Genomic DNA, 13,130 nt, shown 5'->3' with positions numbered 1-13,130 from the left:
CGCGGCATGGGACACCCGGCCTGACGGGCACCGCCTGGCGCGAGCGCCCACGACACTCAAATTCCCCGTCGTGCCAAGATATCGGCCATGCAAGCCTTCCGCGCCGCCGTCCTGCGCTTCGCCGACGACCGCAGCGCCGTCTACGAGGAAGACGGCCTGCTGGTCATCGGACCCGACGCCGCGGGGCGTCAGGTCGTGCGAGCGGTCGGCGCGTGGAATGCGCTGGCGCCCAGCTTCGCCGGCGTCGCCATCGAAGACCTGCGCGGGCGCATCATCGCGCCGGGCTTCATCGACCTGCACATCCACTTCCCGCAGCTCGACGTGATCGGCTCGCCGGCCGAGGGCCTGCTGCCCTGGCTGGAGAACTACACCTTCCCGCACGAATCGCGCTTCGTCGATCCGGCGCATGCGCGCGAGCTCGCGAGCTTCTTCATCGACGAGCTGCTGCGACACGGCGTGACGAGCGCGCTCGCGTTCGCGACCTCGCATCCGTCGTCGGTCGACGCGCTGCTCGCCGAAGCGCAGGGCCGCAACATGCGCCTGATCGCGGGCAAGGTGCTGCAGGACCGGCATTCGCCGGACGGCGTGCGCGACGAGACCGAGCAGTCGCTCGTCGACACCGAAGCGTTGATCCGCCGCTGGCACGGCGTCGATCGCCTCGGCTACGCGATCACGCCGCGCTTCGCGCCGAGCTGCAGCGATGCGCAGTTGCGCGGCGCCGGCGAGCTCGCGGCGAAGCATCCCGACGTGTGGATCCAGTCGCACGTGGCCGAGAACCGCGACGAGATCGCCTGGGCGCGCCAGCTCTTCCCCGATTCGCGCAGCTACCTCGCGGTGTACGACGGCTTCGGCCTGATGCGCGAGCGCTCGATCTACGCGCACTGCATCTACCTCGACGACGAAGACCGCCGGCTGATGCGATCGACCGGCGCGGCGGCCGCCGTCAGCCCCACCAGCAACCTGTTCCTGGGCAGCGGCTTCTTCGATTACGAGGCGGCCGAGCGCGTCGGATTCAAGTACGGGCTGGCCAGCGACGTGGGAGGGGGCACCAGCTTCTCGCCGTTCCACACGATGCTCGCGGCGTATTACGTGGGACGCGAGGGCCAGACCAAGCCCGGCCTTTCCCTTTCGCCGCAGGATCTGTGGTGGCAGCACACGGCCGGTGCGGCCCTGGCGCTGGGGCTCGAAGGCGTGATCGGCAACCTCACGCCGGGGTGCGAAGCCGATTTCATCGTCATCGACCCGAAGGCGACGCCGCTGCTCGCCCGCCGCACCTCGCTCGCCGCGACGCTCGACGAGCTGCTGTTCTCGCTGATCGTGCTGGGCGACGACCGCGTGATCGAACGCGCGGTGATCGCGGGGGCGGCCTAGGGCTCCAGCGGCATCACGGGCCGCCCTAAGTCGCAGGTGCATCCGCAGAGGCGACTTGCCCCAGGAACCTGGCGATCTCGGTGTTCACCGGGTCGGGATGGCCGCACCTCTTCGAAAAGCAGGGAGCGCCGGTTATACGCCGTCGCTCGGGGGGCGGCAAGGCGCGTCCACCTAGAATAGCCGGCAGGAGCGCAGCATGACGATCAAGAGTGACAAGTGGATCCGCAGGATGGCCGAGGAACATGGCCTGATCGAGCCGTTCGAGCCCGGGCAGGTTCGCGCGGTGGACGGCCGCAAGGTGATCAGCTACGGCACTTCGAGCTACGGCTACGACATCCGCTGCGCGCCCGAGTTCAAGGTGTTCACCAACATCCACAGCACGGTGGTGGACCCGAAGAACTTCGACGAGAAGAGCTTCGTCGATTTCCACGACGACGTCTGCATCATCCCGCCCAACAGCTTCGCGCTCGCCCGCACGCTGGAGTACTTCCGCATCCCGCGCAACGTGCTCACGATCTGCCTGGGCAAGAGCACCTACGCGCGCTGCGGCATCATCGTCAACGTCACGCCCTTCGAACCCGAATGGGAAGGTTACGTCACGCTGGAGTTCTCCAACACCACGCCGCTGCCCGCGAAGATCTACGCCGGAGAAGGCTGCGCGCAGGTGCTGTTCTTCGAGAGCGACGAAGTCTGCGAAACCAGCTACAAGGACCGCGGCGGCAAGTACCAAGGACAGCAGGGCGTCACGCTGCCCAAGGCGTGAGCGCCTACACGCGGCCCCGCATCTCCACGGCCGTGAAGCTCACCTCCGTGTAGACCGTGCGGCCGGGGCGCTGGGCGCGCAGCTGGTCGATCTCCCCCTGCAGCTCCGCGATGCGGCGGAGATAGCCGGCCAGCAGGCCGGTCGAGAACAGGTCGAGGTCGAAGTCGCGCTGCAGGCGCACGGCCTCGCGCAACGCCAGGGCCGAACGCAGGTTGATGTGCCCGGGCGCGAGCAGTTCGTCATCGACCAGCTCGCGCACGTCGTGCTCGGGCAGGCCGGCGATGCGCGCGAAATCGGGAATCGACATCACGCCGGTGTCGTCGGGGCGAAGGTGCTCCGTCGTGCTGTTCATGGCCGGCTCTCCTGGTGCTTGCGTGGCTCGAAACGGCTCTCCCTGGCGAGCGCCTCGAACAGTTCGCGCTCGCGGGCGGTCAGCGTCCCTGGAATGTCGATGTGCACGACGGCGTAAAGGTTCCCGCGGCCCGCGCCGCTGCCCAGCCCACGCCCGCGCAGCCTGAGCTTCTGGGCCGAATGCGTGCCCGGCGGCACGGTGAGCAGCACGTCGCCGTCGAGCGTCGTCACGGGGACTTCGGCGCCCAGCGCGGCCTCCCACGGCGCGAGTGCCAGGTCGAAGTAGAGGTCCTTGCCATCGACGCGGTAACGTGGGTCGGGCTTCAGTTCCAGGTGCACGTAGATGTCGCCGTTGGGCCCGCCGTTGCGGCCCGGCCCGCCTTGTCCGCGCAGCCGCAGCTTCTGCCCGCTGGTCACGCCAGCAGGCACCGTGACATGCAGCGTCTGCGGCCCTTCCGGGCGCTGCAGCTGCAACTCCAGGGTGGTGCCGCGGTGGGCATCCTCGATGCTGATCGCGGCCGCGATGTCGTAGTCCTGGCCCGGGCGGGGCCTGGGCTGGCGTTCGTGGCCGCGCCGTCCGCGCGCCAGCGCATCCAGCAGGTCGCCCAGGTCCAGGTCGCCAAGGCCCTGCTCGAAGTCGCCGCCCGCGAAGTGCTCGCGCCAGTCGCGCGGCGCCGTGAACTCCTCGCCTGCGGGGCGCTGGCCCAGCGCATCGTAGGCGGCGCGCTTCTCGGGATCCTTCAGGGTCTCGTAGGCCTCGCCGACTTCCTTGAACCGCTCCTCCGCCCCGGGTTCCTTGGAAACGTCGGGGTGGTACTTGCGCGCGAGGCGCCGGTAAGCCTTGCGGATCGCATCCGCATCGGCCTGCCGCGGCACCTCGAGGGTGGCGTAGTAGTCCTTGAATTTCATGGCTGGGACGGCTGGCGCGCGAGTGTGGGGCACTCATGATAGGGACTCCACCCCAGCGCCGCCATCCTCTCACCCCTGCTGAGCAGCGTTCACGCTCGCCAGCGGATTCGGCGATGGCTCGCCGACCTTGCTGAGTGTGTTGCGGTCCGTGTGATGGAAGGGTTCGGCCCGGCCCTGGATCTGCAGCACGGTGTCCTGGTCGTAGGACCAGGTGCCGTCCGGATTGAACACGACCGTGATGCGCCACTCCTGCGTGGTGAACGCATGCTCGAGAAACGGGTTGGACACGATCCCGTTCACGAGGCTGCCGCGCGTCGCCACGAGTTCGAAACGGTCCGCGTCGGCGGTGGCGCGGCCGCTCGCCATCGCGATCTGGCCGCGAGGGATCGCGAGCGTGAGCATCACGGTCCCGGTGGCCGGCTCCCACAGCCAGAAGCCGACCTGGTCGTGGTACGCCTTGGTCTGGCCCGGCTTGTGGATGAACGTGTGATAGCGCAGGCCGTAGAGCACTTGCGGGCCGTTGGTCTGCGGATCGATGGGCTGCAGTTCGTAGTGCTCGACGTAGACCTGCGTTTTCGGCCCCTGCGCCTTGGGTTTGACATCCACGCCCTTTTCGCCGCGCCACAGGCCGGCCATCCTGCGCAAGGGGCCGAGGTGGGCCAGCGTGTTCCCGTCCAGATCGGATGGCTCGGTGTAGATGTCTTCGGGAAAGATGGCCATGAGAGGTCCCCTGGTTTTCGAAGCGGTTCAGCGAAACAGCGCGTTCAGCTCCGACCCGCTCGCCGCACCGGCGAAGCCGTCGAACTTTCCGTCTTGGGCGATCAGCTGCGCCGCGCGCATGAAACCACCCCAGGCGCTGCGCGCGAGCGCACCGCCCACGCTGATGCGCCGCACGCCCAGGGCTTCGGCGTCGCGCACGGTGAGCTCGCTGGTGGTGCCGATCAGCAGGTTCACCGGTTTCGGCGCGACGGCGGACACCACGGCAGCGATCTGCTCGCCCGTCCTGATGCCCGGCGCGTACAGGCAATCCGCCCCCGCCTGCGCATAGGCCTTGAGGCGGCGTATCGTGTCGTCGAGATCGGGCCGGCCCACGATGAAGTTCTCGGCGCGTCCGATCAGCATCGTCTCGCCGCCGGCCTCGTCGATCGCCGCCCGCGCCGCGCGCAGGCGCTCGACGCTGGTGGCGATGTCGCGCAGCGGCTGCGCCGCGTCGCCGGTGGAGTCCTCGATGGACACGCCCGCCACCCCGGTGTCCACCGCGAGGCGCACGTTGCGCGCGACACCGGCGGCATCGGCCGCGAAGCCCGATTCGAAATCGGCGTTCACCGGCAGGCTGGTCGCTTCGACCATCTCGCGCAGGTGCACGAGCACTTCTTCCAGCGTCATCTGCCCGTCGGCCTTCCCGTGTCGCCAGGCCACGCCGGAGCTGGTGGTGGCCAAGGCCTTGAACCCGAGCCGTTCGAGGTATTTCGCGCTGCCCGCATCCCAGGGGTTCGGGATCACGAAACAGCCGGACTCGTGCAGTTGCCGGAACGCGCGGCGGCGGGCGGAGATGTCTTGCGGGGAGGGCATGCGGATCGTCCTTCCTGATGCTGGAACGGCGATTCTGCGCCGGTCCGGTATAGTCCGCCCCCAACAAGATCAGGGGGATTTCCATGCGGGGAGGAGTGCTTGCCGTGGCCGCAACGGTCTGCGGCATGGTCGGTGGGTGCGCGTCGGTCACACAGGGCACCACGCAAGCCGTGTCGGTCACGGCAGTCTGCGAAGGCCGCATCGTGCTCGATGCTCGCTGCGAAGTCGCCAACGACAAGGGCCGCTGGATTCTCAAGACACCCGGCAGCGTCGTCGTGCAGAAAGCGTACGGCGAACTCGTGGCGGTGTGCCGCAAGGACGAGGCGGCCGGCACCGCGAAGTTCGTGTCCAAGGCGAACGACGGCGCGTGGGGCAACGTCCTCGCGGGCGGCCTGATCGGCTACGCCATCGATTCCAGCAGCGGCGCCGGCTTCAACTACCCGTCCGAGCTGCCCGTCGTGCTCACGCCGCCTTGCCCGGCGTCCTGATTTCCATCACTACCAAGAGGAGAAGAAGATGAAAGTGCGATTCCTGAAACTCGCCTGCGCCATCGCGGGCGCCGCCGTGCTGCTGAACCTGGGCGGCTGTGCGACATCGGCCACCTCGCAGGCCATGACGGTGAAGCCCGGTACGACGGCCGCCGTGAACCCGAAGCTCAAGGGCCTGGTCGCCGTCGCCGATGTGGCCGGCGGCAAGGACACGAACCCGCTGTGGACCTCCCAGGTCGACAACGCCGGCTTCAAGAAGGCGCTGGAGGACAGCCTGAACATCGCGGGTTACCTGGCGGCCGATCCGGCGAAAGCGCAGTACAAGGTCTCGGCCGATCTCAAGTCGCTCGACCAGCCCTTCATCGGCATCACGTTCGACGTGAAGTCGCACGTCGATTACAAGGTGACCGGGCCCAAGGGTGCGACGCCGATCAAGGTCGACGCAACCGGCACCGCCACGCCTTCGGACGCGTTCATCGGCGTCGAGCGGCTGCGCATCGCGAACGAGCGCTCGGTGCTGGAGAACGTCAGGGAGTTCATCAACCAGCTCGCGAAGTTCGCGGACTGAGGACCCCTTACAGCAGGGGCGCCGTCGAATGCGGTGAATCCCGGCCCGCGCTTCCCTGCGCGGGGAAGGGCTGGTCGGCTTCGAGCGGCGCCGCGCGCGAGGACCACAGGCCCGAGCGGATCGATCCCTGCCAGGCCCGGTCGGGGTTCGAGGTGATCGACCCGACGTAATACAGGTCCGCCAGGGCCCGCGCGACGACGGGCTCGTCGACACCGAGCCTGTCCCGCAATTCCGGCAGGCTCGCGGGCCCCAGCGCCAATTCGCGCGAGACCAGCAGGTGGACGTCGCTAATGAGCTTGGGGTCCACGCGCGGGGGGCGGCGGAAGAAGATGGCGCAGTCGCGGTAGCGTTCCGGCAGCAGGCCGCGCGCCGTCCGCGTCGTGTATTGCCACATCAACTCGGCCAGGGGGAAGCTCAGGAAGTTGAGGGGAACCTGGACTGCCTTGCGCGCACGGTGTTTCCACTCGGCTTTCTCGAAGCTGCTTTCGGTCGCCGTGGGCGAAATCGCCACGTCGCCCTTCATGTCCACCACGGCCAGCAATTCGGCGCCGGCGCGCAGCTCGAACAATGCCTTTCCGACCGTGTCATGGTTCGCGAGCAGATGGGCAGCGGTCCAGTAGGCGACCTTGCTCGCATGCAGGCGCAGGTCGAGGTCGCCCAACACGCGCAGCAAGGTGTCCGGCCTTTGCAGTTCGAACAGGCGATGCGGTTTCGGGGCGAGCGGCGCCGGGGCGGCGAACGCGACCGGTCGCGACGTGGCGTCGATCACGACGGGTGCGGTCCGGCCGGAAGCATCGGTGCAGAGCACGCGAACGTGGTGGCCCTGCACGCTGCTGATTCGCGCACCGGCGATCAGCCAGGCATCCGCACCCTCCGTACCGCCGAAGAGCCAGCGCGCCTTGCGAAAGCCCGCCGCGACGTCGCGGATGGCGTCCTGCTCGCGCGCGTTGAATCCAGCAAGGCCCAGGCGCAATACGGCCGTTTCCATTCGGTTGTCCGCAGTAACCTTTTCTTCTAAGCCCCCATTGGAGCCGACGGCCTGCGCTTCGGCAACCGCTTTATGAGCCAGTGACGTATCGGTGCCACAGGTCTAATTGCAGACACCGTAGCGGTAATACGCAGTCCCCGTGCGCACCAGCGGCTCGTTGTCGTAGATGTTGTAGTAGCCGATCCAGTCGCCACTGCCGCGCGCGAAGGCGTAGCAGTTCAGGCAGGCCGCGTTGGCGCGGTATTCGCCGGTGTAGCCCTCGAGGTCCACGTGGGTGTAGTTGTTGGCGAAGTACGGATCGCAGGCGGGGGGTGTGACAGCAGTGGTCTTGCTCACGGAGCCCGAGAGCGCACTCTCGGTGCCGCTCGAATTCACGGCGCTCACCTTGTAGTAGTACGTCGTGTTGGCGGTGAGGCCGTTGCTCGAATAGCTCGCACCCGCCAGGGGCGAGCTCGTGAGCCGGGTGTAGGTGCAGGTGGAGCAGGTGGCGCGATAGACGTGGTAGCCGGTCGCGCCGTTGACGGGTGACCAGACGAGGTTCACACGGTTGTTGGTGCGCTCCTGCGCGGTGAGCCCCGCGGGCGTGCCGAAGCCGCCCGTGAGGGTGGAGGTCCAGCCGGTGTAGCCGCCGGCCAGGCGCGTGAGCATCGCGCGCACGGCGGTGACCTGCGCGCCTTTCTTCGTCGCATAGTTCTGGTTGCCGCTCGTGTTCTGGTCGTAGTCGACGTTGTAGCCCCACCAGTCCCAGCAGCCGTCCGGGTTGTTGCGGTCCTGGTAGACCCCGTTGTAGTCGTACGTGCGCGTCGTCGTCTGCGGGTACAGCACGATGATGTTGTTGGTGTCGGCCCATTCGTTGTAGCCGGCCTGGCTCACGTAGGTCGTGCCGATCTGCTCGGTGCTCTGCTGGCAGCCATGGAAGGCGACGTGCACCCGGCAGGGCTGGCCGGCGGCGCAGGCGGCGGGCACGTACACCCGGCCCGTCGTGGACATGCTGATCGTGTTCGCGCTCGCGAAATCGGTCTGGTAGAACTCGAGCAGCTGGCCTCCCAGCGTGGAGGCCTTCGCGTTCAATTTGCCGTAGAAGTGCGCCAGCATCTCGCCGGCCGCGTCGATGCCGCAGTTGTTCATGTACGGGTCGGCAGTGGTCGAACACGACGCGTGCGACGAGTTGTTCGTCACCATCGCGTGGCCCGCGTTCTGGTCATTCTTGTAGAAGATGTTCTGCGCCGCGATGTAGTTGGCGTAGTAGTTGTAGAGCACGTTGACGGAGGTGCTCTGCTTCACCACGCCGTCGTTGTAGCCCGAGTAGATCCACACCTTCTGCCTGGCCATGTTCGACACCGGATCGATGCGGCCGTCCGCGGCGAAGGTGCCGGTGAGGTTGACCATCGGCGTGAGGTCGGGCGCCGTGATGCGGTTGGCGCAGTAGTAGTAGGCGGTGAAGAGGTTGTTCGAATACGCCTGGCCCGGCTTGGGGATCTGCGCGCAGCCGTACGGGCCGCCCGCGACGATGCCCACGCCCTTGACGATGGATGACCACGCGACGCCGAACTGGCCCGCCATGAACCCGCCCGAGGAGATGCCGGAGACCGTGGTCTCATCCAGCTTCACGTTGTAGGAACCGAGGCTGACGACGGCCCCGGCGCTGGAAGCGGCGGCCCCGAATGCGAAGGCGGCCAGCAGGGAAGCAAAGCGGCGCATGCACTGTCTCCTTTGTTGTAGGGAACGGTGCGCGTTTGTACGCCGTTTGTTTGTGGTGTGGCGCGGACTCGCTTACGCGGGATTACCTAGGGAGTAACGCTGGACGCAAGCGCCGTGCGGGCGGCCGCGAGGTCCCAGCCGGCCCAGCCGCAGCTCTTGAACAGCACGGGACCGCGCACTGCGCTCGGACCGGCCAGCACGTCGCGCAGCGTCGGCAAGCCGGCGACATCGAGCCCCGCCTGGATCAGGTCGCCGGCCTCGTGGACGGCTTCCGGCGAGTCGACGACCATGGTGCCGTGCTGCGCGCAATGCAGGCAGACCTCGGGCGCGATCTCCACCATCCGCGGCGTGAAGGCGCCCACCGCCGCGACGAAGGTTCGCTCGCTCGGGAGGGCTCGCAGCACGATATGCCTCGCCGGCGTGCAGGTCACGACCAGCGGGCAGTCGCGCGCTGCCGCATCGGCATCCGCCACGACCTGCGCCTGCGCGCCGAGTGCACGCGCGTGGTCGGCCAGCGCTTGCGCGCTCGCCGCGCTGCGCGAAGCCACGCGCACCTCACGCACGCCGAGCACGTCGATGAACGCTTCCACATGGGCACGCCCTTGCGCGCCGGCGCCGACGACCAGCAACGGTCCGTGCCGGTCAGGCGCGAGTTGCAGGGCCGCGAGCGCCGACACCGCGGCCGTGCGACGCGCCGTCACGGTCGGACCATCCAGCACCAGGCGGCGCTCGCCGGTCGCCACATCGAACACGACCACGTCGCCCTGGATCGTCGGCCGCGGGGTGCCGGCATTGCCCGGCGTGAACGTGATCAGCTTCGCGATCGCCACCTGCCCATCCGCCGCGGGCATGACGAACAGGCTGGCGCCGCCGGCGAGCGGCTGCACGAGGCGCTGCGGCACCTGCACCGACGCATCGGCCAGCACGGCGCGCAGCTGGGTGATCAGCTCCTGCCAGGGCAGGCGCGCGGCGGTTCGCGCGGCGTCGAGGAGCAAGGCGGACATGCGCCGATTTTGTCCTACGGCGCGGGGCGAGCCCCGCGTCCTAGCATGTCGATCATGCTCCCGCCGCTGCTCGACAAGACCGAACGTACCTCCTCCGATCGATGGCTCTGGGCACTGCTCGGTGCGCTGGTGGTGGGGCAGGTCGTCGCCCTCTGGCTGCTCTGCCAGCAGCAGGTCGACAAGGCCGAGGTGCGCGAAGCCACACTGCGTGCCCAACGGGTGGCGATGCAGGACGAGTGCGCGCCGAAGAACGGGCTCGCGACCTGCATGCCGCCGGACCTGCGGCGACAACAGGTCAACGACGTCAACGCGATCATGGCCGCGCTGCGCTGACCGACACGCACATTCCCTTCAGGCCGACAGCCCTGCACGACCCGGGCCGACCGGGAACGGCCGAGCCGGTCCCTACATTCGAGGCATGAACCATGCCGTCGCCCATCCGAACGGGGCCTGGGACAGCCTGCCGCCGTCGCTCGAGCCGGGCGACGAAGCTCCGCTGCAGGACGAGGCGCGCTACTGCCCGATCCGATTGCTCTCGGCCTTCGCGCTGCTGATGGCGGGGCATGGGCGCTGCGTGAACACCTCGATGATGCTCGGCGACCGCGAGTACGCCATGTGGCAGCTGGCCCGCGCGCACACCGTGGCCGATCCCGAACTGCGCGAGGTCGCCGCGCGCCTGTTCGCGTATTTCGACGATGAGCACGCGCCGGTGCCGGTCGGTCTGCAGCCCTGACTCAGAGCTCCGCGCCTTCGACGAGGAAGCGGACGCGCCGTACGCCCTGCCACTCGTCGGCGTCGAGCCGGAAGGCGATCTTGACGCGCGATGGCAGCGGCTCCGTGTGGCCGAACCAGATCGCGTCGACCGGCTGGCCCTGGTGGCGCAGCTTCAGCTGCAGGTGCTTGTCGCCCACGAGCCGCTGCGACACGACTTCGACTTCCTCGCTGAACATCGGTGGCGCGAAGCCCTGGCCCCACACCGCGTGGTGCAGCGTGTCGACCAGGTCGGCGCGCCGGTACTCGGGGGCGAGCGGGCCGTCGGTGTCGAGCCGGCGCATCAGCGTGGCCGCATCGAGCCATTCCTGCGCGACCTGCGCGAAGGCCTGCTCGAACACGTCCAGGTGCTCTTCGTGGATCGTGCAGCCCGCGGCCATCGCGTGGCCGCCGAAGCGCAGCAGCACGCCGGGGTGGCGCTTGGCCACGAGGTCCAGCGCGTCGCGCAGGTGAAAGCCCGGGATCGAGCGCCCCGAGCCCTTGAGTTCATGCTCCTTGCCGTCGGCCTGGCTGGCGGCGAAGACGAAGGTCGGGCGATGCCACTTGTCCTTGACGCGCGAGGCGACGATGCCGACCACGCCTTCGTGGAAATCCGGGTCGAACACGCAGATCGCGGCCGGCGGCTCCTCGCTGTCGTCGAAGAGCTGGTCGACGATTTCCATCGCCGCGTCGCGCATGCCGCCTTCCAGCTCGCGCCGCTCTCGGTTGATCGCGTCGAGCCTCTTCGCGAGCTCCTCGCCGCGCGCCGCATCGTCGGTCGTGAGGCATTCGATGCCCAGCGTCATGTCCGCCAGGCGCCCGGCCGCGTTGATGCGCGGCCCGAGAGCGAAGCCGAAATCGAACGTGGTCGCGGCCTTCGCATCGCGCGCCGCCGCCGCGAACAGCGCCGCCAGGCCGCAAGGCAGGGCCCCCGCGCGGATGCGCTTCAGGCCCTGCGCCACCAGCCTGCGGTTGTTCGCATCGAGCTTCACCACGTCGGCCACCGTGCCGAGCGCGACCAGCGGCAGCAGCGCATCGAGCTTGGGCTGGGTCGCGCTGTCGAAGGTGCCCCGGTTGCGCAGTTCCGAGCGCAGCGCCATCAGCACGTAGAACATCACGCCGACGCCCGCGATCGACTTGCTCTCGAATGTGCAGCCGGGCTGGTTGGGGTTCACGATCACCGCTGCCGCGGGCAGTTGCGGGCCGGGCAGGTGGTGGTCGGTCACCAGCACCTGCAGGCCCAGCGCGTTCGCGGTCGCAACGCCCTCGACGCTGGCGATGCCGTTGTCCACGGTGACCAGCAGCTCGCCGCCGCGCTCCTTCACGCGCTCGGCGATCGGGGGCGTGAGGCCGTAGCCGTCGACGACGCGGTCGGGCACGAGGTAGTCCACGTGAGGCGCGCCGAGCAGCTTCAGGCCCCGCATCGCCACTGCGCAGGCCGTGGCACCGTCGCAGTCGTAATCGGCGACGATGCAGATCCTCTTTTTCGCGGCGATGGCATCGGCCAGCAGCACGGCCGCTTCCTGCAGGCCCTTCATGCCGGCCGGCGGCAGCAGGCGCGCCAGGCCGTCGTCGAGTTCGTCGGCCATGAGCACGCCGCGCGCGGCATAGAGCTTCGCGAGCAGCGGATGCACGCCGGCCTGCTCCAGCGCCCAGGCGGCGCGCGGCGGGATGTCGCGGGTGATGATCTTCATAAGGAGTCGAGTGCGCCGGCGACGCGGCCGCCGCGCAGGGTTGCCGCGAGTTTGCCGAAGAATCCGCCGCCCGTGCCGGCCCAGGTGCGCGCATTGCGTTCGCCGCACAACGTCAGCGCGACATGTTTCCCGCGGGCTAGCGCCTGGAGAAGGCCCGCGCACTCGCGCGCATCGATCTGCTGCCACGCGGCGGCCCACGCGCGCCAGTCCTGCCGCATCGCCGCATCGCGCAGGTCGTGCGCGATGGCGGGCCCCGCCGTCGCCGCAGGCAAGGGCGATGGCGGCAGGGCGCCGGTGCCGCTCACCCAGAACGAGTTCACGGGCTTCAGGCCGCCGCGCGTGCGCTGGTCGTTGATGTCGTGCGTGTACAGCAGCATCTGCATTTCCTGCTGGAGGCGGCGGATGGTCCTGGCACGATCGCCGCGCGGCAGCCACGGATCGACCACGCGGCCGATGACGCGCGCCAGCGACGCGGAAGGGAAATCGCGGAACACCTCACCGCGCGCGAGCCACAGCGTCGGCGCGTCGTACTCGAGGGCGATGCCGTCCTGCCCGAAGTAGGGCTGCATTGCCGAAAGAAAGGCCCGCGATTCCTCTGCCGAGAGCTGCAGGTCCTGGGGGTGCGCCATGGCGATGTGGTCGCGGCCCACTTCCCAGTGGCACGGCGTGATCCACGCCCAGGCGCTGCCCTGCGTCTCGCGCCCCGCCTGTGCGACCTGCGACGCGGCCCAGGGGATGCAGCCGTCGGGCGCGGCCAGGCCGAGTTCGCGGGCCAGCACGCGCTCGTGCGGAGGCGACAGCGTGTGCTCGTCGCCTTCGTCGGCCTGCGCGGGCTTCAGGCGGGCGAGCAGCTTGGCGAGGTGGGGCAGTTCCAGGGTCCGGCGGGCCGCCATGCAGCCTTCGTCGCCGCTGGCGGCGAAGGGGATGAGCAAGTGGGCACCGTCCGACATGGCCGCTATTCTCTGCGATGA

15 protein-coding genes are annotated in these 13,130 nt (G+C 68.9%); 6 read left to right on the top strand and 9 right to left on the bottom strand.

The window, feature by feature from the left end:
* The first annotated feature begins 87 nt into the window (after window positions 1-87).
* Both guaD and dcd read left to right on the top strand, forming a co-directional pair.
* Window positions 88-1,371, top strand: coding sequence for a guanine deaminase (gene guaD, locus AC3EF3_RS15270; protein ID WP_488532997.1), 1,284 nt, complete (start codon window positions 88-90; stop codon window positions 1,369-1,371).
* A gap of 196 nt (window positions 1,372-1,567) precedes the next feature.
* A complete protein-coding gene (gene dcd, locus AC3EF3_RS15265; protein ID WP_488532996.1) occupies window positions 1,568-2,134 on the top strand; it encodes a dCTP deaminase in 567 nt (188 codons plus the stop codon).
* 4 nt (window positions 2,135-2,138) lie between these two features.
* Here the strand turns inward: dcd and AC3EF3_RS15260 are convergent, their stop codons facing one another.
* From AC3EF3_RS15260 to AC3EF3_RS15245, 4 genes are all read right to left on the bottom strand, one after another.
* Window positions 2,139-2,486, bottom strand: a complete 348-nt coding sequence (locus tag AC3EF3_RS15260; RefSeq protein ID WP_488532995.1) for a chaperone modulator CbpM — start codon at window positions 2,484-2,486, stop codon at window positions 2,139-2,141.
* The gene (locus AC3EF3_RS15255) at window positions 2,483-3,394 is read right to left on the bottom strand and encodes a DnaJ C-terminal domain-containing protein (RefSeq protein WP_488532994.1); all 912 of its coding nucleotides are present in this window, start codon (window positions 3,392-3,394) and stop codon (window positions 2,483-2,485) included. The genes AC3EF3_RS15260 and AC3EF3_RS15255 overlap by 4 nt, the downstream gene beginning before the upstream one ends.
* Before the next feature lie 69 nt (window positions 3,395-3,463).
* Window positions 3,464-4,114, bottom strand: coding sequence for an FABP family protein (locus AC3EF3_RS15250; protein ID WP_488532993.1), 651 nt, complete (start codon window positions 4,112-4,114; stop codon window positions 3,464-3,466).
* A 27-nt stretch (window positions 4,115-4,141) separates the two neighbouring features.
* The gene (locus AC3EF3_RS15245) at window positions 4,142-4,966 is read right to left on the bottom strand and encodes an isocitrate lyase/PEP mutase family protein (protein ID WP_488532992.1); all 825 of its coding nucleotides are present in this window, start codon (window positions 4,964-4,966) and stop codon (window positions 4,142-4,144) included.
* A 104-nt stretch (window positions 4,967-5,070) separates the two neighbouring features.
* Here AC3EF3_RS15245 and AC3EF3_RS15240 point away from each other — a divergent pair, with 104 nt between their 5' ends.
* On the top strand, window positions 5,071-5,454 hold the full coding sequence (locus tag AC3EF3_RS15240) for a hypothetical protein (RefSeq protein WP_488532991.1): 384 nt from the start codon (window positions 5,071-5,073) through the stop codon (window positions 5,452-5,454).
* 28 nt (window positions 5,455-5,482) lie between these two features.
* Window positions 5,483-6,022, top strand: a complete 540-nt coding sequence (locus AC3EF3_RS15235) for a hypothetical protein (protein WP_488532990.1) — start codon at window positions 5,483-5,485, stop codon at window positions 6,020-6,022.
* Window positions 6,023-6,029: 7 nt separating this feature from the next.
* Here the strand turns inward: AC3EF3_RS15235 and AC3EF3_RS15230 are convergent, their stop codons facing one another.
* The 3 genes from AC3EF3_RS15230 to AC3EF3_RS15220 form a co-directional block, all read right to left on the bottom strand.
* Window positions 6,030-7,010 carry a hypothetical protein gene (locus tag AC3EF3_RS15230; RefSeq protein WP_488532989.1) on the bottom strand — a complete coding sequence of 327 codons (981 nt, stop codon included), beginning with the start codon at window positions 7,008-7,010 and terminating at the stop codon, window positions 6,030-6,032.
* A 102-nt stretch (window positions 7,011-7,112) separates the two neighbouring features.
* The gene (locus AC3EF3_RS15225) at window positions 7,113-8,711 is read right to left on the bottom strand and encodes an extracellular catalytic domain type 2 short-chain-length polyhydroxyalkanoate depolymerase (RefSeq protein ID WP_488532988.1); all 1,599 of its coding nucleotides are present in this window, start codon (window positions 8,709-8,711) and stop codon (window positions 7,113-7,115) included.
* A gap of 86 nt (window positions 8,712-8,797) precedes the next feature.
* Window positions 8,798-9,715: a delta(1)-pyrroline-2-carboxylate reductase family protein gene (locus AC3EF3_RS15220; RefSeq protein WP_488532987.1), complete on the bottom strand. Its 918-nt coding sequence runs from the start codon at window positions 9,713-9,715 to the stop codon at window positions 8,798-8,800.
* Between the two features lie 45 nt (window positions 9,716-9,760).
* Here AC3EF3_RS15220 and AC3EF3_RS15215 point away from each other — a divergent pair, with 45 nt between their 5' ends.
* Together AC3EF3_RS15215 and AC3EF3_RS15210 are read left to right on the top strand one after the other, a co-directional pair.
* On the top strand, window positions 9,761-10,048 hold the full coding sequence (locus AC3EF3_RS15215) for a hypothetical protein (protein ID WP_488532986.1): 288 nt from the start codon (window positions 9,761-9,763) through the stop codon (window positions 10,046-10,048).
* A gap of 85 nt (window positions 10,049-10,133) precedes the next feature.
* Window positions 10,134-10,448 (top strand): hypothetical protein, encoded by a 315-nt coding sequence (locus tag AC3EF3_RS15210; protein WP_488532985.1) that lies wholly within the window; start codon window positions 10,134-10,136, stop codon window positions 10,446-10,448.
* Window position 10,449: 1 nt separating this feature from the next.
* Here the strand turns inward: AC3EF3_RS15210 and recJ are convergent, their stop codons facing one another.
* A complete protein-coding gene (gene recJ / locus AC3EF3_RS15205) occupies window positions 10,450-12,159 on the bottom strand; it encodes a single-stranded-DNA-specific exonuclease RecJ (RefSeq protein WP_488532984.1) in 1,710 nt (569 codons plus the stop codon).
* The gene (locus tag AC3EF3_RS15200; RefSeq protein ID WP_488532983.1) at window positions 12,156-13,109 is read right to left on the bottom strand and encodes a phosphoglycerate mutase; all 954 of its coding nucleotides are present in this window, start codon (window positions 13,107-13,109) and stop codon (window positions 12,156-12,158) included. Before AC3EF3_RS15200 ends, recJ begins: the two co-directional genes overlap by 4 nt.
* Window positions 13,110-13,130: the final 21 nt, after the last annotated feature.

This window comes from Ramlibacter sp. GS1-15 (assembly GCF_057785015.1).
Note: the sequence above shows the minus strand (reverse complement) of the source record. Positions and strands in the feature narration are given on the sequence as shown.